Origin of the sequence: Cupriavidus sp. YAF13 (assembly GCF_052113425.1) — a bacterium.
GTDB lineage: Bacteria > Pseudomonadota > Gammaproteobacteria > Burkholderiales > Burkholderiaceae > Cupriavidus.
Genome location: NZ_JBFRDD010000004.1, coordinates 112,752 through 137,541, shown reverse-complemented (window position 1 = coordinate 137,541; position 24,790 = coordinate 112,752). Strand labels below are relative to the sequence as shown.

The 24,790-nt window shown below is 65.5% G+C and carries 23 protein-coding genes; 12 read left to right on the top strand and 11 right to left on the bottom strand.

Translation table 11 applies throughout. From position 1 onward, the window contains the following. Positions 1–11 precede the first annotated feature (11 nt). The 4 genes from AB4061_RS05640 to AB4061_RS05625 are packed head-to-tail and all read left to right on the top strand — an operon-like array spanning position 12 to position 4,854. A complete protein-coding gene (locus tag AB4061_RS05640; protein WP_441631711.1) occupies positions 12–275 on the top strand; it encodes a hypothetical protein in 264 nt (87 codons plus the stop codon). Continuing rightward, positions 272–1,321 carry a multidrug transporter subunit MdtN gene (gene mdtN / locus AB4061_RS05635; RefSeq protein WP_441631709.1) on the top strand — a complete coding sequence of 350 codons (1,050 nt, stop codon included), beginning with the start codon at positions 272–274 and terminating at the stop codon, positions 1,319–1,321. Before AB4061_RS05640 ends, mdtN begins: the two co-directional genes overlap by 4 nt. Continuing rightward, positions 1,302–3,329, top strand: a complete 2,028-nt coding sequence (locus AB4061_RS05630; RefSeq protein ID WP_441631707.1) for an FUSC family protein — start codon at positions 1,302–1,304, stop codon at positions 3,327–3,329. Before mdtN ends, AB4061_RS05630 begins: the two co-directional genes overlap by 20 nt. Then, a complete protein-coding gene (locus AB4061_RS05625; protein ID WP_441631705.1) occupies positions 3,316–4,854 on the top strand; it encodes a TolC family protein in 1,539 nt (512 codons plus the stop codon). Before AB4061_RS05630 ends, AB4061_RS05625 begins: the two co-directional genes overlap by 14 nt. Before the next feature lie 50 nt (positions 4,855–4,904). Here the strand turns inward: AB4061_RS05625 and AB4061_RS05620 are convergent, their stop codons facing one another. The 5 genes from AB4061_RS05620 to AB4061_RS05600 all read right to left on the bottom strand — a co-directional run bounded on the left by AB4061_RS05620 (position 4,905) and on the right by AB4061_RS05600 (position 10,327). Continuing rightward, a complete protein-coding gene (locus AB4061_RS05620) occupies positions 4,905–6,239 on the bottom strand; it encodes a spinster family MFS transporter (protein WP_441631703.1) in 1,335 nt (444 codons plus the stop codon). Between the two features lie 182 nt (positions 6,240–6,421). Continuing rightward, positions 6,422–7,393 (bottom strand): quinone oxidoreductase family protein, encoded by a 972-nt coding sequence (locus AB4061_RS05615; protein WP_441631701.1) that lies wholly within the window; start codon positions 7,391–7,393, stop codon positions 6,422–6,424. Positions 7,394–7,599: 206 nt separating this feature from the next. Next, positions 7,600–8,658 (bottom strand): 3-keto-5-aminohexanoate cleavage protein, encoded by a 1,059-nt coding sequence (locus AB4061_RS05610; protein ID WP_441631699.1) that lies wholly within the window; start codon positions 8,656–8,658, stop codon positions 7,600–7,602. A gap of 67 nt (positions 8,659–8,725) precedes the next feature. After that, entirely contained in the window at positions 8,726–9,574 is an 849-nt protein-coding gene (locus tag AB4061_RS05605; RefSeq protein WP_441631697.1) for a TauD/TfdA dioxygenase family protein, read from the bottom strand. A 153-nt stretch (positions 9,575–9,727) separates the two neighbouring features. Beyond that, positions 9,728–10,327, bottom strand: a complete 600-nt coding sequence (locus AB4061_RS05600) for an RBBP9/YdeN family alpha/beta hydrolase (protein WP_441631695.1) — start codon at positions 10,325–10,327, stop codon at positions 9,728–9,730. A 225-nt stretch (positions 10,328–10,552) separates the two neighbouring features. Here AB4061_RS05600 and AB4061_RS05595 point away from each other — a divergent pair, with 225 nt between their 5' ends. From AB4061_RS05595 to AB4061_RS05570, 6 genes are all read left to right on the top strand, one after another. Then, positions 10,553–11,590 (top strand): AraC family transcriptional regulator, encoded by a 1,038-nt coding sequence (locus tag AB4061_RS05595; protein ID WP_441631693.1) that lies wholly within the window; start codon positions 10,553–10,555, stop codon positions 11,588–11,590. A gap of 456 nt (positions 11,591–12,046) precedes the next feature. Continuing rightward, positions 12,047–12,733, top strand: a complete 687-nt coding sequence (locus AB4061_RS05590; protein WP_441631691.1) for a hydrolase — start codon at positions 12,047–12,049, stop codon at positions 12,731–12,733. Between the two features lie 37 nt (positions 12,734–12,770). Next, a complete protein-coding gene (locus AB4061_RS05585; protein ID WP_441631689.1) occupies positions 12,771–13,769 on the top strand; it encodes an alpha/beta fold hydrolase in 999 nt (332 codons plus the stop codon). Between the two features lie 155 nt (positions 13,770–13,924). Next, complete coding sequence (locus AB4061_RS05580; protein ID WP_441631833.1) at positions 13,925–15,790, top strand: amidohydrolase; 1,866 nt, start codon at positions 13,925–13,927, stop codon at positions 15,788–15,790. A gap of 42 nt (positions 15,791–15,832) precedes the next feature. After that, complete coding sequence (locus AB4061_RS05575) at positions 15,833–16,273, top strand: DoxX family protein (protein ID WP_441631687.1); 441 nt, start codon at positions 15,833–15,835, stop codon at positions 16,271–16,273. Positions 16,274–16,348: 75 nt separating this feature from the next. Then, positions 16,349–16,645, top strand: a complete 297-nt coding sequence (locus tag AB4061_RS05570) for a XapX domain-containing protein (protein WP_441631685.1) — start codon at positions 16,349–16,351, stop codon at positions 16,643–16,645. 104 nt (positions 16,646–16,749) lie between these two features. Here AB4061_RS05570 and AB4061_RS05565 read toward each other — a convergent pair whose 3' ends face one another. Beyond that, positions 16,750–17,688, bottom strand: a complete 939-nt coding sequence (locus AB4061_RS05565; protein WP_441631683.1) for a LysR family transcriptional regulator — start codon at positions 17,686–17,688, stop codon at positions 16,750–16,752. Between the two features lie 97 nt (positions 17,689–17,785). Between AB4061_RS05565 and pcp the strand changes: the two genes are divergently transcribed. After that, positions 17,786–18,433 carry a pyroglutamyl-peptidase I gene (gene pcp, locus AB4061_RS05560; RefSeq protein WP_441631681.1) on the top strand — a complete coding sequence of 216 codons (648 nt, stop codon included), beginning with the start codon at positions 17,786–17,788 and terminating at the stop codon, positions 18,431–18,433. A gap of 65 nt (positions 18,434–18,498) precedes the next feature. Here the strand turns inward: pcp and AB4061_RS05555 are convergent, their stop codons facing one another. Next, positions 18,499–19,335, bottom strand: a complete 837-nt coding sequence (locus AB4061_RS05555; RefSeq protein WP_441631679.1) for a transporter substrate-binding domain-containing protein — start codon at positions 19,333–19,335, stop codon at positions 18,499–18,501. A gap of 339 nt (positions 19,336–19,674) precedes the next feature. On the opposite strand from AB4061_RS05555, the gene AB4061_RS05550 reads away from it, so the two are divergent. Beyond that, positions 19,675–20,115, top strand: coding sequence for a CBS domain-containing protein (locus AB4061_RS05550; protein WP_441631677.1), 441 nt, complete (start codon positions 19,675–19,677; stop codon positions 20,113–20,115). Between the two features lie 63 nt (positions 20,116–20,178). On the opposite strand, the gene AB4061_RS05545 is transcribed toward AB4061_RS05550, so the two are convergent. The 4 genes from AB4061_RS05545 to msuE all read right to left on the bottom strand — a co-directional run bounded on the left by AB4061_RS05545 (position 20,179) and on the right by msuE (position 24,628). Then, positions 20,179–22,260, bottom strand: a complete 2,082-nt coding sequence (locus tag AB4061_RS05545; RefSeq protein ID WP_441631675.1) for a HEAT repeat domain-containing protein — start codon at positions 22,258–22,260, stop codon at positions 20,179–20,181. Continuing rightward, a complete protein-coding gene (locus AB4061_RS05540) occupies positions 22,251–22,394 on the bottom strand; it encodes a hypothetical protein (RefSeq protein ID WP_441631673.1) in 144 nt (47 codons plus the stop codon). The genes AB4061_RS05545 and AB4061_RS05540 overlap by 10 nt, the downstream gene beginning before the upstream one ends. Before the next feature lie 308 nt (positions 22,395–22,702). Continuing rightward, positions 22,703–23,911: an acyl-CoA dehydrogenase family protein gene (locus AB4061_RS05535; protein ID WP_441631671.1), complete on the bottom strand. Its 1,209-nt coding sequence runs from the start codon at positions 23,909–23,911 to the stop codon at positions 22,703–22,705. A 150-nt stretch (positions 23,912–24,061) separates the two neighbouring features. Further along, the gene (gene msuE / locus AB4061_RS05530; protein WP_441631669.1) at positions 24,062–24,628 is read right to left on the bottom strand and encodes an FMN reductase; all 567 of its coding nucleotides are present in this window, start codon (positions 24,626–24,628) and stop codon (positions 24,062–24,064) included. Positions 24,629–24,790: the final 162 nt, after the last annotated feature.

Genomic DNA, 24,790 nt, shown 5'->3' with positions numbered 1-24,790 from the left:
CCCCAGATCCCATGGCACGCTCGCTTGTGCTCGTCGTGTTAGCCGCTTCGCTCTATGGTTGCGCCGGTGCACCGTCCTTCGGTCTGTTTGGCGCCTATTTTCCCCTTTGGCTCTTGAGCGCCCTGATCGGCATCGTGGGCGCCGTCATTTCCTGGCGGTTGTTTATCCTGGCCGGCTGGGCGGATATCGTCGGCTTCCCGCTGCTGGTGAACACGGCGATCGGCCTGATGATCGCTGAAATCGTCTGGTTATCGGGTACGGGACACATCCTATGAAAATGGCCGGCGTGCGCAAAAGCCCGCTGCGCGGGAAATTGATCGCCCTGGCGATCGTTGTTCTGGCCATCCTGCTCTCCATCTATGCCTGGCATCGCACCGAGCGGTTTCCGTCGTCCGACGATGCCGGGCTCGATGCCGACATGGTGCATGTGGCCTCGCCCGTGGGCGGCAGGATCGCGAGGATCCTGGTCAGCGAGAACCAGCACGTGGCTAAGGGCGCTGTGCTGTTCGAGATCGATCCTGTGCCATACCGGCTAGCCGTGGCCCAGGCGACTGCCGATCTGGAACTGGCGCAGGCTGCGCTGGGCACGCGCCGACGCACGATTGCCACTGAACACGCCAACGCGGCAATTGCCTCGGAGCAGACCGCCCGCACCGAGCAGAACTACGCGCTGACCGCGCGCACCGTGGAGCGCCTGCGTCCGCTGGCCGCGGATGGCTACGTGCCGAAGCAGCAGCTCGACCAGGCCGAGGTGGCGCAGCGCGACGCGGCCGTATCGCTGAAACAGGCCAGTGTGCAGCGTGCCGCGACGGCAAAGGCGGTGGGCACCGAGGACGATGCCACGGCAGCTGTGCGAGCGCGCGAGTCGGCTTTGGCCATCGCCCAGCGGGCACTGGACGACACCGTGGTTCGCGCCCCGCATGACGGCCGCGTGAGCGGCCTGACCGTACTGTCCGGCGAAGTCGTGATTCCCAATCAGTCCCTCTTCCTGCTAGTGCATACCGGCGAATGGTTCGCCGTCGCCAATTTCCGTGAAACCCAGCTGGCCGATATCCGTCTTGGCGATTGCGCCACGGTCTATTCGATGATCGACCGCAGCCATGCCATGCGCGGCAAGGTCCAGGGCATTGGCATTGGCATCACCGATACCGAGCGCCTGAACCTGCCGCGCTCCCTGCCCTATGTCCAGCCGTCGGTGAACTGGGTGCGTGTGGCCAAGCGATTCCCGGTGCGGATCAAGCTGGAAGAACCGCCGGAAACGCTGGCCCGGGTGGGCGCGAGTGCAACCGTCGAGATCCGGCATGGCGCTGCCTGCCGCTGACAAGTTGCGCCTCGGGCTGGCCGGTCTCGGCGCCCTGCTGGCACCGTTTCCGGGCCGYGCAACGGCCACCACGCGCATTGCCGTGGCTTGCATGTTGACGGTGCTCGTCACCAGCATCTATGGCACGCCGGAGGCGGCCATCTCCGCCTATGTCGTCTTTTTCATCAACCGGGCGGATCGCGTTACCAGTATCGTGATGAGCGTGGCGGCGCTGGTGCTGGTCAGCATCATCATCGGACTCGTGATGCTGCTGGCCGATTTCACTGTCGATGATCCACTGAGCCGGGTGGCTTGCATGGCCGTGCTGTCGGCCGCCCTGCTCTTCCTGACCTCGGCCAGCAAGTTGCGCCCGGTGGGCGCCATCATTGCCATGATCATCGGGTTCGGGCTCGACGAACTCGGCCTGGTGCCCGGCGGTGAGATCGCCACGCGCGCCCTGCTCTATGCCTGGCTGATGGTGGCGATTCCGATCGGCGTGAACGTGGCGGTCAACCTGGTGCTGGGGGCGTCGCCGCGCCGGCTGGCCTGCGACCAGCTGGCCCATTGCCTGCGCGTGGCGGCAGCCTGCCTGCGCGATCCAGCACCGGACGGCGCCGCGCTGCAGGCTGCGCTGCACACCGGCGTTCAGCCGGTGGCGGGCTGGCTGAAGCTGGCAAGGATCGAAGGCTCTGCCAATGCCAGCGACGTAGCCGCGCTGCGCCATGCCGCGGCGTCAACCATGGCGATCCTGCTGGCGGTCGATGTCGCCCGCCGGCAGCCGGGCGCTCCCCTGCCCGCCCCGGTTGCCGATCCGATCGCCGACACGCTTGACGCGATGGCGCGCATGCTCGATGCGGGTGGCTATCCGGTGGAAATCGGGCTGAGCCTCCCGGGCGCCAGCCAGCTTGCGCCGGCGCAGGCGGCGGTTGCCAGGGAACTGCACACGGCCATCAACGGCTTTGCCGAGCCCCCAGCATCGGACACGGCGACGGACACAGCGACAGCCCCGACGCCCGCGACCAGCCGCGGCGGCTTCCTTGACGCAGATGCCTTTAGCAATCGCGGCCACATCCACTACGCGCTCAAGACCACCGGCGCGGCCATGTTCTGCTACCTGCTCTATCAGCAGCTCAACTGGCCTGGCATTCATACCTGCTTCATTACGTGTTATCTCGTGTCGCTCGGGACCGCCGCGGAGACGGTGGAGAAGCTATCGCTGCGGCTGGCCGGCTGCCTGGCTGGCGCTGTCATCGGCACGGCCGCCCTCGTGTATGTCGTGCCTTCGCTATCGTCTGTGGGCGGACTCATGTTGCTTGTCTTTGCGGGCACGTGGATATCGGCCTGGGTTGCGCAAGGCTCCGCGCGCATCGCCTACGCAGGCTTCCAGGTCGCGTTCGCGTTCTACCTGTGTGTCATCCAGGGCGCCGGCCCGGGCTTTGACCTGACCATCGCGCGTGACCGGGTCATCGGCATCATGCTCGGCAACCTGATGGTCTACCTGGTGTTCACGCGCGTCTGGCCGGTCAGCATTACCGCGCGCATTGAAGCGGCGCTGGACCGGCTGGCCGAGCAGTGGCAGCAACTGGCGCATGCCAGGCGGCCCGACGACCGGCGCGGGCATGCCACAGCCGCGCTGGCCTTGCAGGGCGATATTGCGCAGGACCTGATCCTCGCGCACTACGAGCCTGCGCCCGTAGGCCCGGCGCCCGAGTGGGTCGACGACCGCCAGCGGCGCCTGCACTCGCTCGACGCGATTGCCGGTCCGGCGTTCCTGTTCGCCGAGCGGTTCCCGGGCGACCCCGACCTCGCGCGGCGGCTTCGCACGCTGCGGGCCCACGATACGGCGCCGCAGCCAGTGCAGCCCACTGACACTACCACCGCCGCTCACGCCCCTGAGGCCACTGACGCCGCCGGTCACAACGGCCCGGCCCGCGACGCCTTGCTGGCTCTCATCGACAAACGCCTGACCGCCTCCGTAGCCGACGCCGCGCAGGCGGCCCACCCTTCCCCAATCCATGCGCAAACGTGATTCGCTGGTGATTCCGCTATCGCTGATGGCCGCGACGCTGGCCGGTTGTGCCACGTCGTCGCTGAATCTCGCGCCTGCGCAAGCCGATCGGCCGTGGCAGCCCGCCACCACGGCATCCGGAGAGATCGTGCCCGGCGCGGCGGCCAGGGCCGCCTCCGCGTCAAGGCCTTCCGACTACACGCTGCCCGCCAATTCGGCGCTGGCATCGATCGCACCGCCGCCAGCGCTCGATCCGGCGCACGCGTACTCGCTGCCGGAACTGATCGACGTGGCCGAGTCCGCCAACCCGCTGACACGCATCGCGTGGAACGACGCACGCAATGCGGCGCTGGCCGCGGGCATCGCCAAGGCCAGCTACCTGCCGCACATCTCGGCCGCGGCCATGGGCGGCTACCAGAACGGGCATCTTTCCACCAGCACACCCCTGGGATCGGCCGGCACGAACATATCCACCCACGGCGCGGTGTCGGTACTGTCGCTGCAATGGCTGCTGTTCGATTTCGGTGAACGTGCGGGGATTGTCGATGCCGCGGAGCAGACTTCGATTGCCGTCAACATTGCGTTCACGGCCGTTCACCAGCGCATCGTTCACGATGTCAGCGTGGCGTTCTACCGCTATCAGGCTGCCCGGTCGCGCGGCGGCACGGTGCAGCAGGCCATGACCAACGCCGAAGCCGTGCTCGCGGCCGCCAAGGCCCGCTACCAGCGCGGCATCGGCACGGTCGTGGAGGTGGCGCAGGCCACCCAGAACCGTGCGCAGACCAACCTTGCGATGGTGCAAGCGCAGGGAGCCGAGACCGACGCGTATCTGGCCCTGCTCACGGCCATTGGTATTTCGCCGTTGTCGAAACCACGCATCGCCGAAATGCCCGTGCGCCCCTTGTCGCCGGCCTTGCGCGGCTCGATCGAGCAGATCGTCGAAAGCGCGATCGCGCAGCGGCCCGACGTGCTGAGCGCCTACGCGGCCGAGCGTGCCAGCCAGGCCAAGGTCAAGGCGGCCGAGGCGGCGTTCCTGCCCAAGGTGTTCCTGTCCGCTTACACGTCATATGCGTCGGGTGGATCGTCCATCTCGGCGATTCCGCCAATCGGCCAGCAGCCGCCGACGCTGAACCTCAACGGCTATCGCTACGGCGCCAGCGTATTCCTTGGCGTTACCGTGCCCATTTACGACGGCGGGGTGCGCTCGGCGGTTGTCGCGCAGTCGCGCAATGACGTCGACAGCGCATCGGCCCGGCTGACGCGCGCCAAGGAAGAATCGGTGCGGCAAGTGGTGGTCAGCCAGAGCGCGCTCGAATCAAGCCTGGCGGCGTATGACGCGGCCAAGGCGCTGGCCGACGCCGCCCAGGTCACCTACAACGCGGCCTTTGCTGCATATAGCAAGGGCGTGGGATCGGTAACCGAAGCCAACCTGGCGCAGACCCAGTTGCTACTGGCATGGAACGCGTCGACCGATGCGTATAGCGGGGCGCTGGCCGCCGCCGCCACGCTGGCGCTCGCGACCGGGGCGATCGGCTCGACGCGTTGAGCCGCCCGAATTGACGGGTGCCCCGGGCGGGGCCGAACAGGAGGCGCGAATCAGGCGGATGCCGATGCGAGCGGCACTTCGTCGTAAGTCTGCAGGCGAATGTCGGCCCGATGCAGATCCGTTTCATACTGGCGTGCCGCCAAAAGGAAACATGCGGCTGCGACCAGGCCGAATGCCGGCATCACCGCAAGGGCCGTCTGCAGGCCAAGGGCGTCTGAAATCGCCCCCCCGACGAAAGGCCCAACCGCAAGGCCAAACATATTCTGAAAGAGCGACAGCAGTGCGGCGCCGGTGGAACGCACGCCCGGGTGAACGACGTCGAGCACAATACCCGCCGCCGGCCCTACCGTGCACGTCATCAGGAAGCCGCCGAACGCGATTAGCAGGAACTGCTGGCTGGCTGGCATCGTAACGGTAAAGGCCGCAACAAAAACCAGCAGGGTCGCCACGCACAGGAAGGCCACGGCGAGAGGCTTGTTGCGTGGCCGGCGTACAGCCGCCCTGTCCACCACGAGACCCCACACGAAGGCCCCCAGCGCGCCGCACAACACGATCAGCGCCGCCTCTTTGGCGGCAACATCCGGGGCTGCACCGTGGAACCGGTTGAAATAGCTGGGGAGCCAGGCCCAGACGGTAGACACCACGATGAGCTGAAACGCTGCGCCGATGCAGGTCCACCAGACCGTACGCGAGTCAGACAACGCGCTTGCGACGTGCCTGATGAAGTTCCATGGTGACTCCTTTGCCTTGTTCAGCCGGGACGTCAATCCCACGGTCTTGTAGTCGGGCACGAACAGGTACAGCAGCGCGATTGCCAGCCCCGGGAAGCCCACCACGCCGAACGCGGCCTGCCAGCCCCAGCGCTGGGCGATCACGCCGCCCAGCATGACGCCGAGGACAGCACCAATGGAGCCGGCGGCAAAGAACGCCCCCAGCAACATGGAGCGCATGCGCTTGGGGAACAAGCTGGCAATCAGCGCCGCGCCGACGGAACCATAGCCGCTTTCGCCAACGCCTACCATGGCGCGTGCGGCAAACAACTGACTGTAGTTGCGAGTGAACATGCATGAGATGGTCGCTACGCTCCATACCGTTGCCATCACGGCGACACTCTTGACTCGGCTCATCCGATCGGCCAGAAGGGCGACGGGCAGGCCGCCCAGTGCGACAACGATCGAGATGATCGACACCAGTGCGCCAAGCTGCTTGTCCGACAAGCTCCACGCTTCCTTCAAGTGGGGAAACAACGAGACAATGACCTGCCGGTCGATGTAGTCGAACAGCATCAGCGCAAAGGTCATGCCAAAGGCAAACCAGGCTCGGGGCCGGCTGACCAGATAGTCGTCGCGATCATCTGGTCCGGAATGCGGGGTGTGCGGGTTCATGCGTGTCTCCAGAATGGGTTGGCTCTTGCATTGAGAGCCACCTCTGATGCTTGCACAGTCTGCTACGTGCAACTGACAGTGCCGGCTGCCTTCCGGCATGGTGCGTTCACAGTCAGGCGGACACGCCAGCAATGCGCCCTTGATGCGTGCCGCGTGTGCTTCGGCATCGTGACAATGCCCTGTCAGGGCACCAGGACGGTGGAACCTACTGTCTTGCGCGACGCGAGCGCCCGATGCGCGTCGGCGGCATCGGCCAGGGCAAAGGTCTGCTGGGGTTCGCTAGCGATGCGGCCGGCCAGCACGTGCTCGAACAATTCCTTGGCCATCTCCAGCATGTGCGCGCGCGGCTGGATATAGTGCATCATGGCCGGCCGCGTGAACCAGATCGATCCCTTCACGGCCAGCATCTGGGAATCGACGATCACCGCTCCCGACGAGGTGCCGTTGCTGATCTGCGAACCGCGCGGCTGCAGGCAGTCCAGCGAGGCTTCCAGCGTGTCCTTGCCCACCGAGTCGTAGACCACCGGAACACCCTTGCCGTCGGTGATCTCCTTGACGCGCTGCACGATGTTCTCGCGCGAGGTCACGATGGTGTGCGCACAGCCGTTGGCCCTGGCGATCGCGGCCTTCTCGTCGGTACTCACGGTTCCGATCATGGTGACGCCCATCGCCCGGGCCCACTGGCAGGCGATCAGCCCCACGCCACCCGCAGCCGCGTGGTAGAGGATGGTCTCGCCACCCTGCAGCGGGTAGACCTGACGGAACAGGTATTGCGCCGTCATGCCCTTCATCATGAGCGTGGCGGCGGTGCGCTCGGAGACGCCATCGGGCAGCGGGATCAGCACCGCGGCCGGCATCACGCGCACCTGGGAGTAAGCGCCCTGCGGCCCGATCAGGTAGCCGACGCGGTCACCCACGCGGATGTCCGTCACGCCGGAACCCACGGCCTCGACGACCCCGACCGCGTCGGAGCCCAAGCCGTTGGGCAGCGCCAGCGGGTAGCGGCCGGTGCGGAAATAGAGATCGATGAAATTCAGCGCGATATAGCTGTGGCGCACGCGGGCCTCGCCGGGGCCGGGCTCGCCGACCTCGACTTCCTCGAACTTCAGCACTTCCGGGCCGCCGGTTTCGTAGAAGCGAATGGCTTTTGACATGCTTATCTTCCTTTGTCTGTTCTGTGGGGTCCCGCGCCGCCGACTCAGTTGGTCACTGACAGCCCGGCGACGGGGTTCGTGGGCGGGCCAGCGGCGCCGACGCGCACAGGGCGAAGGCGACCCTGAGAAGCGCCGCACGCTGGCCGGACTTGTTGGCTTGCTTCGTCATGGGTCTCCTTGCCGTTGTGAGCCAGGGCGTGGCGCGCTCAGGCGACCTTGCGCAGATGGCCCTGCTGGCGGCCAATGCGGTTGGGCGCGAAGCCGTTGGCCGCCAGGGACTCCTCCACCGTGTCGTAGAACACGCCGATCTTGGAAATCTCGCGCGCCTGCTGCGCGGTGGCGATCGGGCGGCCGAACTCGCGTGAAATGCGCACCAGTTGCTCGATCTGCTGGACCGTGCTGAACTTCTTGGAGCGCTGCTGGTTCCAGAGGTTGTCCTCGATGCCGCAGCGCACATGCAAGCCCATGGCGATACCCATCATGTTGATCGGCAGCACGTTGAGCACGGAGCTTTCCACCGTCAGCACTGCGCCATCGGGCACGGCGCGCACCATGTTGGCCATGTTGTAGATGTTGGGCGCGTCCATGCCGCCGCTGATGGCCACCCAGTTCATGACCAGCGGGCCTTTGTAGATGCCCCTGCGCATCAAGCGCTCGACCGACTCGAAGCTGTTGATGTTGTAGCACTGGAATGCGCTTTGGATGCCAGCAGCCGACAGGCGGCGGATGTGCTCCTCGACCCAGCCGGGCTGCGAGGGCACCGTCATTTCCTTGTATGCCTGAAAGGTGGCCGGATCTTCCATCGACGTGCCGCGCAGGTCTTCGTAGTCGAAGTGCTCCAGCACATTCATCTGCGAGGTGTTCACGGTCACTGTGACCTGGTCGGGCTTGGGGTCGAGATCGGCCAGCATGTGGCGCGTGTCATCGGACAGCCACTTGGCGGCAGCGCCATCGGTCTCTGGCGCGAAAGAGATCGAACCACCTACCTGGATGATCATCTCGGGCACGGCCTTGCGCACGCCGGCGACCAGTTCGTTGAATTTGGACAAACGCTTGGAGCCGCGCCCATCGAGTTCGCGTACATGCAGGTGCAGCACCGTGGCACCCGCGTTGTAGCAGTCCACCGCCTTCTGGATCTGCGCCTCCATCGTCACCGGGATGTCCTCGGGAAAGTCGGAGGGGACATAGGACGGCGCGTAGGGCGCGGCCGTGATGACGAGCGGCTGCTGGTTTTCGGGGAACAGGTGTCCGTCGAGAAAGTTCATGGCGTGTCTCCTGGGGGGAAAGAAGAATGGGGATAGGGTTAGCGGGAATGAGGTTCAGAACACCAAGTCAGAACACCTTGTCGCCGATAATGCCGGCGCGCTCCATCTTGCGATGGCAGGGTGCGTAGTCCATCACGGCGTAGTGCTGCGTCGAGCGGTTGTCCCAGATGGCGATGCTGTTCGGCTTCCAGCGCCAGCGCACCTGGTACTCGGGGATCAAGGCCTGGCTGATCAGGTACTGCAGCAGCGCCGAGCCGCCTTGTGTGAAATCCTGGCCGTAGCGCACGTTGGCCGGCGTGTGGAAGTTCGTGAAATGGGTGGCGAAGCCGTTGACGAACAGCACCTTCTCGCCGGTCTCGGGATGGGTGCGCACCACGGGATGTTCGGCATCCGGGTACTGGGCCTTGAGTGCCAGGCGTTTCCCGGTCGGCATGGCCGCGCCGAACGTGGCTTCGATGCTGTGCCGCGCACGCAGGCCAGCGATCTGGATCTTGACCTGGTCGGGCAGCTTCTCGTAGGCCAGCGCCATGTTGGCCCACATGGTGTCGCCGCCCACCGGCGGGCATTCCACGCAGCGCAGCACGCAGCCCATTGGCGGCGTCTCGCGCCAGGTGGCGTCGCAGTGCCAGCCGTTCTCGTAACGGTCGTTGGGGACCTCCGGCGACTTGTAGATGCGCACCAGGCCGGGGTGGTCCGGGTCGCTGCCGACCACGGGGTGGTCCTCGAGCTCGCCGAAGCGGCGCGCGAAGCCCACATGCTCAGCGCGCGTAATGTCCTGGTCGCGCAGGAACAGGACCTTGTGCTTGAGCAGCGCGGCCCTGATCTCGGCGAACAGCCCGTCATCGTGCACGGCGTCTGCCAGGTTCACGTTCACGAGCTCGGCACCTATGGCGCACGTCAACGGTTCAATCTGCATGGTTTGTCTCCTTCGTTTTTTTTCATATCACCACCACGTACGGGCCCGTGGTCTTGCGGGACTCGCGGTCGCGGTGAGCATGGCCGCCACACGCGACCTGCAGCGCTGGTCGGGCCGCTCTTGCGTTGAGAGCTGCCGCCAATGCTTGCCCAGTCAGTGGTGCAACGTGGGCGCGGAGCTGCTCGAGAGCCGCCCCGCGTCAAGCCGTTCGATCAACTGCGAGGCCATCGGCCAGGGCCCATAGCCAGATGCCGGGTTCAGATGACCGACCTTGCCCAGGTCCACCGTGTCACTGCCCCAGGCCCGCGCGAGTTCGATAACCCTTGGCAGCTCGCCCAGCGGATCGTTCTGGCTGGTAGCGACCAGGCTGGGAAACGGAAGCCGCTGGCGTGGTACCGGGAGCCAGCCGCTGGAGTGGATCGCGGACAGTGTCGGGTAGCCTTCCGGCATGGGGCGTTCAAAGTCAGGCGGGCACGCCAGCAATGCGCCCTTGATGCGTGCTGCGTGTGCGGTTGTCAGGGCCCAGTGGGCAAGCATGATGCAGCCCCCGCTGTGGGCGACCAGCAGTACAGGGCCGCCAATGCCTGCCACCGCCTGCTCGATTGCCGCGACACGGCGATAACAGTCCAGGTTTTCGCGCCCCATTGGCGGCACCGTGCGGGCACTGGGCAGCCGCCCGGCCAGCAATGTCTGCCAATGGTCGGCAACCTGGTCACGCAGGCCGGGGACGATAAGCACAATGGAGGTTGTCATGATGGAATTCGATTTCAGGTTGTGCTGGAACTGGGGTCTGCCAACAGCTAGCGTCTGCGCATGAGGTCCGGCGTGAAGACCGACACCACGCTGTGCGCCATTGATCTCGCGCCGCCGGACATCGGGGGATCAAATCCACATCCGATCCACATCAGAAGACTATCTCTGCAAGACCAAATGTGATGTATTATTTGGGACATTCGATGTCTAAATTGGGACACACCCATGCGCGGCTACACGCCCTTGATCCGAAGCGCCAGTCTTACCGGCTACACGGAGCTGGCACGCCACCATGGACTCAACCCTGACGCGATGCTGCGCAAGGTGGGGTTGAATCCCCGGAGCCTTCTCGATCCCGACATGCCGGTCACTTCCATGGCGGTGCGCCAGTTGCTTGAGGACAGCGCATCGATGGCAGGCGTGGAAGACTTCGGCTTGCAGCTGGCCATGGACCGGCGGCTGGCCAACCTGGGCCCAATCAGCTTTGTGATGCGCGAAGCGCCAAATGCCCGGCAGGCGCTGGACAACCTGTGCCGCTATATGCGCCTGATCAATGCGGCGCTGCTGACTAATATCGAGGACTTTGGCGATGCTGTATTGATTCGCGAAGAGATCCTGGCCACCGGCAAGTACCCGGTGCGGCAGTCCATTGAAATGGCCGTGGGCGTGCTATACCGCACCATCCAGGAACTATTGGGGCCAACCTGGCGGCCCCGAAGCGTCTGTTTCGAGCATCGTCAACCGCGCGGTGCTACGTGTCACAAAGCGCTGTTCGGCTCGGTGGTTGAGTTCAATGCAAGTTTCAATGGCATCGTCTGCGCCGCAAAGGACCTCGCCGCGCCCATGCCGGCCAATGACTACCGTATGACGCCATATGTGCGTCGCTTTCTCGACCAGGCCTTGTCTGGATCCAATGAGAGTGCGACGCATACCGTTCGGCAGGTCGTGGTTGCCATGTTGCCGGGGGGCAGGTGTACGTCGGACCAGGTGGCAAAGCACCTTGGCGTGGATCGCAGAACGTTGCATCGCCGGCTCGTTGCAGAAGGCACGAGCTTCTTGTCACTGCTCCAGGCGGTGCGAGCTGAACTCGCCTCCCGCCAGATCCTCGACAGCGATCGCTCTCTCGCCGAACTCGCCGATCTGCTCGGCTTCTCAAGCCCCAGCGCTTTCGCTTTCTGGTTCCGAAAACACTTTGGCATGACGGTGTCGAGCTGGAAGCAAACCTCACAGGCACTCGCAGATTCACCGCCGCAACGCGGCTGATCTTCGCCCTCGCCCACTGTCACCTCCGCATCGAGGTGGCATTGCATTGCCCAAAATCCTGCCCGGTCTCGCCGGTATGATCGCCTCATACCAAAGGGCAATAGACACCCCCTGCCCCTGCGCCTAGCCTTGCGCTGGCCCTGGCAGCAGGTATTCCTGGCCGCAAACGCGGCGCAGAACGGAGCTTGGCCGGCAGCAGCCCCCCCATGTCCATCATGTCCACCATGTCCATACGCCCCGGCAACAGCTGACTAATACGAATAGACAATGGCGACAAGCACCATGCGGATTTAACCTTCGTTCGGGGACTTACGCAGAGATCGGCCACACTCCCGCGCATCACGGCCGCGCCGCCGGCGTGACCGATAGCGCAGCCCCCGACCGGGGATCGGCCGTCTGTCGCCTGTGCCGCGCCATGCCTGCACGATCCTGCCAATCCAACTTCAGGAGAGAATCATGACCAATCCCAAGCTAGAAGTGCTGACCCCGCAGAACAGCCAGCTGATCTTCATCGATCATCAGCCGCAAATGGCCTTCGGCGTGCAGTCGATGGACCGCCAGGCGATGAAGAACAACGCGGTCGGGCTGGCCAAGGCGGCCAGGATCTTCAATATCCCTACCACCATCACCACGGTGGAGAGCGAGTCGTTCTCGGGCTACACCTACCCGGAACTGCTCGACGTATTCCCCGGCCAGCAGACGCTGGAACGCACCTCGATGAACTCGTGGGACGACCAGAAGGTGCGCGACGCGCTGAAAGCCAACGGCCGCAAGAAAGTCGTCGTCGCCGGCCTCTGGACCGAGGTTTGCAACACCACCTTCGCGCTGTGCGCGATGCTCGAAGGCGACTACGAGATCTACATGGTTGGTGATGCCTCCGGCGGCACCAGCAAGGAAGCGCATGACTACGCCATGCAGCGCATGGTGCAGGCCGGCGTGGTGCCGGTGACCTGGCAGCAGGTGCTGCTCGAATGGCAGCGCGACTGGGCCCATCGCGACACCTATGACGCCGTGATGAAGCTGGTCAAGGAACACTCGGGCGCCTACGGCATGGGCGTGGACTATGCCTACACCATGGTGCACAAAGCCGCGCAGCGCACCGCCACGCCGCACGAGTCCCTCGCGCCGGTTCCGGCCCGCTGATTCGCGCAAGCACCACACTTATCTCGGGCAGACAAGCATGAGCGCGCAATCCAATCAGCAAGGCACAGCCCGGAACCCGTCGCGGCGCGAGCTGCTGGTATCCGGCGCCAGCACGGCCGGTGCCGCCGCACTCGCGGCGCTGGGCAGCACCGCCGCCGTGGCCGCCGGCAAGCCGCAGGGCCACGCCGCCTCCCACCATACCGGAGCACGCAGCATGAGCACCATCACCACCAAGGACGGCACCCGGATCTACTACAAGGACTGGGGCACCGGCCGCCCGGTCGTGTTCTCGCACGGCTGGCCGTTGAACGCCGACGCCTGGGACGCGCAGATGCTGTTCCTGGTACAGCACGGCTTCCGCGTGATCGCTCATGACCGCCGTGGCCATGGCCGCTCCGACCAGGCCGCCAAGGGCAACGACATGGACACCTATGCCGACGACCTGGCTGCGGTGATCGAAGCGCTGGACCTGAAGGGTGCGGCGCTGGTTGGCCACTCTACCGGCGGTGGCGAGGTGGCCCACTACATCGGCCGCCACGGCACCGGGCGCGTGGCCAAGGCCGTGCTGATCGGCGCGGTGCCGCCCATCATGGCAAAGACCACATCCAACCCTGGCGGCCTGCCGATGGACGTGTTCGATGGCATCCGCAAGAGCACGGCTGAAAACCGCTCGCAGTTCTTCAAGGATCTGGCGGTGCCGTTCTTCGGCTTCAACCGTCCCGGCGCCAAGGTCTCGCAAGGCACCATCGATGCGTTCTGGGCACAGGGCATGACCGGCAGCATCCTGGGCCAGTACCTGTGCATCAAGGAATTCTCGGAAGTCGACTACACCGAGGACCTGAAGAAGATCGACGTGCCGACGCTGATCCTGCACGGTGATGACGACCAGATCGTGCCGATCGACAATGCGGGCAAGCTCAGCGCCAAGATCATCAAGAACGCCACGCTGAAGGTCTACCCCGGTGGCGCGCACGGCATGTGCGTAGTGGAAGCCGACAAGGTCAACGCCGACCTGCTGGCCTTCCTCTCGGCCTGATGAACATGCCGTCCCGCGACCAGGAGACAGGCCGGGACGGCCTGTCTGCATCCGACGCCTCCCAGTCCTCCTCGCCTTCCGTCTCACTGACCCGCCGCCAGTTCATTGCCGGCGCCGCCGCGCTCGGCGCGGCGGCCGCCAGCCGGAGTTTCGCCATGACCCAAACCAGCACGCCAGAGCTCATCCTCGTCAACGGCAAGTTCGCCACGCTTGACCGCGCCAATCCGCAGGCCGATGCCGTTGCCATTCAGGACGGCAAGTTCATAGCCGTCGGCACCCGGCACGAGATCATGCAACTGGCCGGTGCCGCTACCAAGGTGGTCGACCTGCAAGGCCGCCGCGCGATTCCCGGGCTGATCGACAGCCACATGCACATCATCCGCGGTGGGCTGAACTACAACATGGAGCTGCGCTGGGACGGCGTGCGCTCGCTGGCCGATGCCATGCGCATGCTCAAGGACCAGGTGGCACGCACGCCCGCGCCGCAGTGGGTACGCGTGGTCGGCGGCTTCACCGAGCATCAGTTCGCCGAAAAGCGCCTGCCGACCATCGAGGAGCTGAATGCGGCGGCGCCGGATACGCCCGTGTTCATCCTGCACCTGTACGACCGTGCCATCCTCAACGGCGCCGCCCTGCGCGCCGTGGGCTATACCAAGGACACGCCGAACCCGCCGGGCGGCGAGATCGTGCACGACAAGGCCGGCAACCCCACGGGCCTGCTGCTCGCCAAGCCAAACGCCACGATCCTCTATGCCACGCTGGCCAAGGGCCCCAAGCTGCCGCCCGAGTACCAGAAGAATTCCACGCGGCATTTCATGCGCGAGGTCAACCGTCTTGGCGTCACCGGCGTCATCGACGCTGGCGGCGGCTACCAGAATTACCCTGAGGACTATCACATCATCGAGGAGTTGCACAAGGACGGGCAGCTGACGGTGCGCCTGGCCTACAACCTGTTCACGCAGAAGCCCAAGGACGAGCTCAGCGATTTCAGCGGCTGGTCCAAGCAGATCAAGCCTGGCCAGGGCGACGACCTGTACCGTCACAACGGCGCCGGCGAGATGCTGGTCTACAGCGCCGCCGACTTCGAGGACTTCCGTGTCGAGCGGCCCGACATGCCGCCGTCGATGGAGGGCGACCTGGAGCCGGTGATCCGCCTGCTGGCGGAGAACCGCTGGCCCTGGCGCCTGCACGCCACCTACAACGAGACCATCTCACGTGCGCTGGATGTCTACGAGAAGGTAGCGAAGGACGTGCCCTTCGACGGCCTGCACTGGTTCTTCGACCACGCCGAGACCATCACGGACCGCAACATCGACCGCATCGCGGCGCTGGGCGGCGGCATCGCCGTGCAACACCGCATGGCCTACCAGGGCGAGTATTTCGTCGAGCGCTACGGCGCGCGCGCAGCCGAGGCCACGCCACCGATCAAGCGCATGCTCGAGCGCGGTGTCAAGGTCGGCGCCGGCACCGATGCCACGCGCGTGGCCTCGTACAACCCGTGGGTGTCGCTGTACTGGCTGACCACCGGCAAGACGGTGGGCGGGCTGTCGATGTATCCGCAAGCCAACCTGCTCGACCGCGAAGCCGCGTTGCGCCTGTGGACCGAAGCCAACACCTGGTTCTCCTCCGAGGAGGGCAAGAAGGGCCAGATCAAGGCCGGCCAGCTGGCCGACCTGGCGGTGCTCTCCGCCGACTACTTCAGCGTGCCCGGAGACGATATCCAGGACATCACCTCGGTAATGACCGTGCTGGGCGGCAAGGTGGTGTACGGCGACGGCAATTTCGACAAGCTCGCGCCGGCGCTGCCTCCCGCCATGCCGGACTGGTCGCCGGTGCGCCACGCCGGCGGCTACCAGCCGCGGCCACAGGCCAAAGCGCTCGCGCTCAACACCGCGTGCGCTTGCGCCAGTGCCTGCGGCGTGCACGGCCACGGCCATGCCAACGCGTGGACCGCCGGCGTGCCGGCGTCGGACGAAAGCACATTCTGGGGCGCGCTCGGCTGTTCCTGCTGGGCCTTCTGAGACGCGCGTCCGATCCACATATCCTGCCAGGGAGACTCCAAGATGCGCCCTTCCGCCTCCACCCACCCTAGCACGGCAGGCGCCGTCGCGCTCCCGCCCTGGCTGCGTTGGCTTGCGCTGCTGGCGCTTTGCGCCGCCTACCTGCAAGGCGGCCTGGTCAAGGCCACGGACTTCGCCAGCGCCATCGGCGAGATGCAGCACTTCGGCCTCGCGCCGGCGGCGCCGCTGGCCGCCGCGGTGATCGCGCTGGAGCTGGGCGCGTCGCTGATGATCCTGTGCGGCGTCTACCGCTGGCTCGGCGCGCTGGCGCTGGCGGTCTTCACGCTGCTGGCGACCCTGCTGGCCAACCGCTTCTGGGCGGCGCCGCCAGCCGAGCAGTTCATGCTGGCCAATGCCTTCTTCGAGCATATCGGCCTGGTCGGCGGCTTCGTGCTGGTGGCATGGGAAGACCTCTCCCGCCGCGCCGCCAGGCAAACGGCATGAAGCTGGCCATGGCCTGGCCATGCCGCGAACTCGGCAACCCACACTGATCACTAAACACTGAACACTGGAAATGCGATGAAACTCTATATCGTTTCGCTTGGCGCCGGCATCCTTGTCGGCATCATCTACGCCTTGATGCAGGTCCGCTCGCCCGCCCCGCCCGTGGTTGCGCTGATCGGGCTGCTTGGCATGCTGATCGGCGAGCAGGTCGTGCCGCCAATCAAGCGCATGCTGGCCGGCGAGCCCGTCACCGCGGCCTGGTTCCACGCGGAGTGCGTACCCAAGATCACTGGCACGCCGCCGCCGGCAACCTTGACCGCGGCCCGCAACGACATGCCGCCAGCGCCGCGCGGCACCACCGAATCGCACTGAGCCCGCTTGGCGGCGGGCCCTCCTGCAAGGGCCCGGCCAATCCGCCTCGGGAAAAACCAAGCCGGGACGGATGCGAGACTGGCTCATGGCCGCATGCGTGGCAGCTAGGCCGCGCCGTTCCTGTCCATATCGCCCACCGCTTCACCAACGATGCGGCGTAGCCACCCAAGCGCTGCATTACCCTGCACGCGGCGACTGCAGACCATGTCTACGCTGAACGCGTTTTCGCCCAGTTCCGGCGGCAGCGCATGCAGCGCGATCTGCCGGCCTGCCAGTTGCAACGCCGCTCGCCGCGCGAGCGTTGCGACGAGGTCGGTGTTCTGCACGGCATAGGGCAACGCAATAATGTGGGCGAAGGTTGCGGCCACGCGTCGCTTGACTCCCAACCTGGCCAGCCTCTCATCAATCACGCCGCGGGTGGAACCGTCGTCGCTCGGCACGAACAGTGCGTGCGGCAACGCGATGAAGGCCTGCAGGTCCAGCACGTGCTTGCGCAGGCGCGGATGGCGGCGGTCAGCGATGCAAACGAATTGCTCCTCATACAGAGGGGTGACAAGCATGCGTTTTGGCGGCGTCAGGTGGCCGCCGATGGCCATGTCCAGCACGCCTTCATCCAGTTGCTTGTAGATGGCAGCGCGATCGAGCTTTGCGACGCGCAGATCGGTGTGCGGTGCCAGGCGACGCAGCCGCGCCAATATATGCGGCACGACCACGATGTCGGCATAGTCGCTGGCGGCGATGGTGAAGCGCTTGCCGCTAGCCGTCGCGGGATCGAAGCCGGCGCCCTGGTCCAGCACCTCGCGGATCTGCGCCAGTGCCTGGCCGATGGACGGCATCAGGGCCATGGCCCGTTCGGTTGGCACCATGCCGGCCGCGGTCCGCATGAACAGTTCGTCTTGAAACAGCGTGCGCAGGCGGCTCAGCGCGTTGCTGACCGACGGCTGGGCTCGGTGCAGACGCTGCGCGGCTAGCGTGACGTTACGCGTCTCGAAGACGGCCTCGAAGGCCACCAGCAGGTTCAGGTCGACGGAAGCTAAATTCATGAATCCAATACTACGGATATTGATTATCTATTTCAAGAATTCATACCCGCAGGTCTATGCTTACGGATCTACCAGCTAACCAGGTTTGGAGCGCGCAATGGCCAAGATTTTGCTCACCGGCATCGAACCCTTCGATGGCGAAACGATCAATCCGTCATGGGAAGCGGCGCGAGCGCTCGACGGCGAGTCCATTGATGGGGCAAGCATCGTCGCTCGTCAACTGCCGTGCGTGATCGGTAAGGTGAACGGGGTCTTGCGGCGCGCCATCGAGGAGGTTGATCCGACCGTGGTGATTTGCCTCGGACAGGCCGGCGGCCGCAGCGATATCTCGATAGAACGAGTCGCGATCAATGTGGTCGATGCACGGATCCCCGACAATGAAGGGCACCAGCCTGTCGACGAACCGGTCGTCAGTGACGGGCCGGCAGCCTATTTCTCCACCCTGCCGATCAAGGCCATTGTCGGAGCGCTCCGTCAACATGGCGTGCCCGCCTCTGTGTCGCAAACGGCCGGCACGTACAACTGCAATGCAATTTTCTACGGGCTATCGCACTACATCGCCGAAAGCCGGCCCGGCCTGCGCGGCGGCTTCGTCCACGTGCCCTATTTGCCCGAAATGGCGGCCCGCCATCCGGGCGCTCCCAGCCTTGCGCTCGCTACGCTCATTGCCGGCGTCCGGGTGATCGTGGCGACCACGCTGGCCGTGGAGCAGGACATCCGCGAAGGGGCGGGCGCGCTGCACTGAATCGGCCAGGAACTCAACATTGCCGAGCCTGCGCTGTAGCGATTCTCTGCCATGTGTGCGTCGCCTCAGGCGGGCGTCTTGCGGAACTTCTCATGCAGCTGGCGCAGCAGCGGCGTGGGCGTCATGCCATTCTTCTTTTCAACGCCAATCAGCCAGCCGGTGCGATGCCAGTCCTGCACGATGCGGTCGATGGCGGCCTGGGTATCGGTCTCGCCCTTGCGCACCCAGATCACCGATGGCGACGGGATCAGGTCGCGTGGGGAGACGATCTCGTAGTCCTTCCAGTCGGCGTTGTTCTCCACCAGGTCGCGCAGCGTCGGGCTCACATGCACCGCCGCCACGCAATTGCCGCCCCTGAGCGCCAGCAGCGACTCCGGCTGGCCGCGAAAGGCCTTGATCTGCGCGCCATACTGCTCGGCCAGCGGCTTGGTGAAGTTGCTGCCCTGCGAAACGCAGACCGGCTTGCCCTTTGTGTCTTCCCACCTGGCGATGCCGCTACCCTTCCTGGCGATAGCCGCACCTCCGACCTCTTCAAAGGGCGTGGGCACGAAGGACAGGATCTCGCTGCGCTCCTGCGTCCATTGCATATTGGCGATCAGGATGTCGACCTTGCCTTGCTGGAGGAACTGCACGCGGTTCGAGGGCTGCACCTGGATGGTATCCAGTGTTACGCCAAGGCCCCTGGCCACGCCTTCGGACAACTCCACGTTATAGCCGATGTGCTTTTGCGTAGCTGGGTCGATGGTGCCGAAGGGCGAGCCCGAGAGGATCACGCCTACCACGAGCTTGCCGCGCTGCCTGATCTTGTCGAGCGTGGCATCGGCATGGGCGGCGCCCGCCGCCAGGCAAAGCAAGGCGGCAGCGATTCGGGAAACGGACGGGAAACGGAAGACGGAATTCATGCGGGCCACGCGCCGAGGCAAGTGAAAGGGAAACGGGGATCTTGCTCGATTGCGCGCACGATCACAAGAAAGGGTTTCGGATATGGATATCTGCTTGCGGACCGGGCGCGCGGCAGGCCGCTGCGAGTGGCCGCAATCTGCTCACCAAAGGCCCCTCCCATTTGCAATCGGCATGCACCCGGCGCCAGGTAGCGGTACGTACAGAAATACAAGCCCCCCCGATCGTAGGGTCAAGTTTCCCCCCGGGGGGTCGATAGAAGGGATCACGGCTTTGGTCTGTGACCGGCCAGGTGCGCGTACGCGCATGCGGATCGCTTACGACCATAGGAAAAGACAAACATGGAGCTAGTAGTGAGCATTGATAGCATCATGTCTAGAAAGCTCGTCACCGTCGTGTTCGACGACACGTTGGCAACGATCAAGAATATCTTCGACGAGGCGAAGTTCCACCACGTGCTCGTCGTGGAAGACGGGAAGCTGCACGGTGTTGTATCGGACCGCGATCTGCTGCGCGCGATGAGCCCATTTATAGGCAGCACGGTAGAGTCAGCCAGGGACGTCAACACCCTCAAGAAGCGCGTGCACCAGATCATGACGCGCAAGCCGGTAACGCTGCGCCCCGAGGCCGGGATTGCGGATGCCATTGCGCTATTTCTCGCCCACCAGGTCTCGTGCATTCCCATCGTCGACGAGCAGTTTCGGCCGGTTGGCATCGTGAGTTGGCGAGACATCCTGCGATCGCTGGCGGCAAGTTCCACGCCGCCGGATAGCGCCGCCTAGGAAAGGCATGGCATCCGCGATATCCGGGCGGGGGATATTGTCCACCCCCTAGCAGTACGGCCGCTACGCGTAGTGCACCGTTCCGATGCCGACGCGGCGGGATCTGCCACCCTCGTCAGGCATCGCGTCTGTTTCGAGTGCCTCGATCGCCTCCTCCAGCGCTTGCCTCACGTCCTCGCGCCGTTTCGGCAGAGCCGACAGCAGATCGCGCAGTTCGGACACATCGCAGATCTCGGCCAGGGCCTGGACGGCCTGCTGCCGCACGTGGGGATCGCTGTCGCCAAAGCTGCCGGTCAGCAGTGGCAGCACCTTGCCGGGCGTGAAGAAGCTGAGTGCCCAGACAACCCGGCGCCGAACATCTGGCGAAGGCTCGCGCTTGAGCCGCGACGCCAATGGCGGAACCGCTTCATCGTCGCCGATAGCCGCCAGCGCCACCGCCGCCTCGCCACGCACCTCATCGTCGTCATCACTCAGCAGCCCAAGCAGCAGCGGCATCGCGCGCGGATCGGGTTGTTCCCGCAAGGCTTCGACGAGACCCGCGCGCGCATCTGCCTGCGCGGTGGCGAACACGTCGATCAGATGCGCAATGACTGCGGGGTTGCCATGGCGCGTCAGCGATTTCGCCAGCGATCCCTTTACTTGTGCATCCGCATCGGGGGCGCGCAGAAAGGCCAGTGCTTCCGGCGGTGTGACGGCACCATCGGGCAGCCAGATTGTTTCGGCTGCCGCTTGCTGAACACGCCGGCTCGGATCCTGGAGGCAACCCAGGATCAGGGCGGCATGGCCCTTCGCGTCGATGCGGCCGATGGCCTCGATGGCCTTGCACCGCACCTCGTCGTCGCGGTCGCGCAACGCATTCGCAAGAAACGGGACGGCCTGCGCATCGCGCAAGCTGGCGAGCGCGTCGCAGACGCTGCGCCTGACGCTCGGCTCGGCATCGCTCAGCGCGCGGAAAAGGCTTTGCAGCGTGGGCGTGGTGTCGGGATGCGCCTCCCACGGGAGGCTGCCGAGCGAGCCGGCGGCGCGCTCCCTGAATTCGGCATCGGGATCCTGCAGCGCGGCATGCAATACCGGCAGCGCGTCAAAGTCGTTGTTGTCGCCCAAAGCCCAGAGCACCGCCCAGCGCACCCGGCGTGTCTGCGCAGGATTGTTGAACGCGTCAATCAGATGCTGCGTGGCGGCTGCGTGCCGCATCTCGCCCAGCGCGTTGACCGCGTAGTAACGGACCTCTTCGTCCGGATCGCTGACGATGCGGTCGGCGAGGATGCCGATGGCTTGATGTACCTGCATCGAGCCCAGCGCGATGACGGCCTGCAGGCGCACGCGAGCCACCTCGTCGTTTGCCGCAACCATGAGCGCCGGGATGGCCTCCGGCGGCGAGAATCGCAAGGCTTCGGCCGCCGTCTCCCGGACGATTGCCGAGGTATCCGACAATGCGGCCAAGAATACGTTGCGCAGCGCCGGCACCGCGTCGAAGCCGGCGCACTCCCTGAGCGCGGATAGCGCCGTGGCCCGCACACCTTCGTCGCTGTCGTTGACGGCCACGCGCAGATCCGGGACCAGGTCGGCACGCTGCACTTCACCGAGCATGGAGGCGGCAAAGGCGCGAACCTCGGCGTCCTGATCGTGGCGCAGGCGGTCTTTCAGCGCCTCGACTGCCGGCTCCGTGCGAAAGACGCCGAGCGCCAGGACGGCTTGCTTGCGGACCTCGGCACTGGCGTCATCGAGCGCCGTGACGAGAGCATGCACGTGCTTTGGCGACTGGCTCGCCAGGGCCGCCGCCGCGGCCGCCCGGATCGACGCGTCGGGGTCGCCCGCCAGCGCTTGGAGCACTGCCTGCGCCGCTTGCGCATGCGGTTCCATGTCGTAGTGCCCGAGCGCATGGATCGCGCTGGCGCGAATGTACGGGTCTTCATCCCTCGCCGCGGCCAGCAACGGCGGAACGAACGCATCGTCCGTCCCCGGATCGGTGAGGCTGACGTTCGCGCCGCGCCGTTCGTCAGGGGGCTGCGCCCTCAAGGACGCGATCAGGTCTTCGATTTCGCTCGGCGCACGCACCGCTTCGGCGGCCGAATCTTGAGCAGCGGCATCCCGATTGCCAGCAAGGGCAGCTTTCACGCGCAGCATCAGTGCCTTCAGCCGCATGTGCCAGCCCCCGGACCTTCCCTCGTGTCGTTGTCCGCGACCGGCAATGCGCGCAGCCGCCGCCCCTCGAACAGCGCATGGGACACGCAGTCCATGCGCCGGATTTCCTTGATATCTATCATGATGACGATCACGATGCGTAAGCTTCCCTCTCCATTGCACGGTCGCGAGGCATACGCCTTGTTCGCCTGCTGTTCGCCTGCGTTTGCCTGCTTGACGGATTGGTGACCAGCTCGCCCGTCGACCGGCACACACCGCTCGCTTCGGCCTCAACGCAACCATTTCGCGTCGAACCGGCGCGACACGTTATCACAGGCGCTTCATGCATCTCAAGTGCAGGCGCAACCCGGCAACGTGGGCAAAGAAGTCGCAGCGGCGAGACGCACATTGGCCGGGATGTTGCATCTTCTCGGCTTTGCGGATTCGTGTTGGGGGTATCGGTTCAGGCCGCCTTCGCCCCAACCGACCAGTAGTAAGTCGGTGCCGTGCCGTTGATGCAGTGATCCCCAACCCCCCTTGCCTTGTAGATGGTCGGATTATGCGAAGCCAGCGTGCGGGCATTGCGCCAGTGGCGGTCCAGCTGACGGCCTTCGTCCAGCGCGGAAGCGCCGCCTATATCGAACAGCCGTGTGGCCGCCGCCAGCACCTGGTCCGCGATGCCAACCTGCGCCTTGGCGGTACGCAACTCCACATCGTCCAGCAAGCCGACCGGCACGGCTTTGCCCCGCTGGCGCAGGCGATCGATCTCACCCAGGCCTTGCGCCACGGCGGCGACGGCGGCAGCCGCCACGAACGCCGTGCCGGCCAGCTGGCCCACCACCTGCTGCACCAGCGGATCCTCGGCTGGCGTACGTCCGCTGCCGTGGCTGTACACCCGCTTGCGCGCGCGCACAAAGGCCGCCGCGTCGCGCTCGATGGCCCGGGCGATGCCGGCCAGCGTCGCCAGGTGCACCAGCTGGAAGTAAGCCGTGATGGACGTGGGCACATTGCGCGGGAAGCTCAGCACCTGTTGGCCGGATACCGCGACGCCGCGAAAGCGTGTGGTGCCGGAGCCGGTGAGGCGCTGGCCAAAGCCCCGCCAGTCGTCGATGCGGTCGATGCCCGCCGCATTGGCCGGCACCAGCACATAAACGGGTTCGGCACTGCCCTCGCGGCTGGCGCTGACGGCAATCCAGTCGGCATAGAGCGTGCCTGTGCTGTAGAACTTCTCACCGTCGAGGCGCCAGCCTTCGCCATCTGGCGACAAGGTGGTCTTGTGCTTGCCTGGCGCGCCGTCGCCAAGCTCGGTCGTGGCGTTGCCGAAGATCGCGCCCTGCGCGACGAGCCGCAGCCAGCGCTCCCGCAGCTCGGGCGCTATCTCCGCATAAAGCCGCTCGACAAAGCCAAAATGGGCGCGCAGGATCTGCGGCAAGTTGGAATCCGCTTCGCCTAGTTCGATCAGCAATGCAAACAGTTGCTCGACCGAAGCGCCCAGCCCGCCGAGCGCCACCGGCACGCGCAAGGCGCCGAAGCCGGCATCGCGCAGCAGGGCGACCGCATCGAAAGCAAGCTCGCGCCCCTGTTCGCGCTCGGCCGCGCGTTCGGCGATCTGCGCAAAGACCGGGCGGAAGCGGGCGGAGAGATCCGCCTGGGAAGGATTGCGTTCTGGCATGCGTTTGTTGTCTGGGTTTAGATAGCGATGGCAATCACAGGAGGCTCGCCAGCGGCGGCGTCGGGGTCGTCCGGCTCGCCGGGCTTGTGCCGGTTAGCCCGCAGCTCACCGATCTGGACCAGAAGACATTGATTGCCGCGGTTCTCCCCTTCAAGCCGCGCGCTGCAGCGGCAATTTGCGGCTGGCTTCGAACAACGGCGCGCAACGATCCGCGGCCAGGCGAATGCGTTCGGCCAGCGCGGCGCTGCTGACCTGGTAATTGTGGAAATCTCCCGGGCTGCCGTACACGCCGATGGGCAGCGTGAGCGCCTGCAGGAAGCCGAACAGCGGCCGCAACTGATGCTCCAGCACCAGCGCGTGGCGGTCGCTGCCGCCCGTGGCCCCCAGCAGCACCGGCTTGTCCACCAGCGCCTCCTGCCCCACCAGGTCGAACAGATGCTTGAAGTGGCCAGGATAAGAACCGCGATATACCGGCGCGGCCACCACCAGCAGGTCCGCGGACTCGATGGCGGCCAGCTCGCTTTCGATCTCGGCCGGCAACTCTGCCCGCGACAGCGCCGCGCCCAGCGGACGCGCGATGTCGCCCAGGTTGACGATATGGCTTTGCAAATGCAGCCGGCTATCCAGTTCCGTGAGCAGTGCCTGCACGAGCGCAAGCGTGCGCGAGGGCTGCTGCGCGCTGCCGTTGACGGCGACCACGTTCAGCGGTGTAGCCATGGGAAGAACCTCCTGTCGATGTCGATGGTTTGTGGATTCACGCGCGGGGCGCATTTCGTTGCCGGCAATGCATCAGGCAAGAAGCAAGCCCGCGTGAATGGCCATGTTCTTTGCCTGCGCGCCATTCCTGACGCGGGTCTGCACCGTTCTCCCGGAGCACAC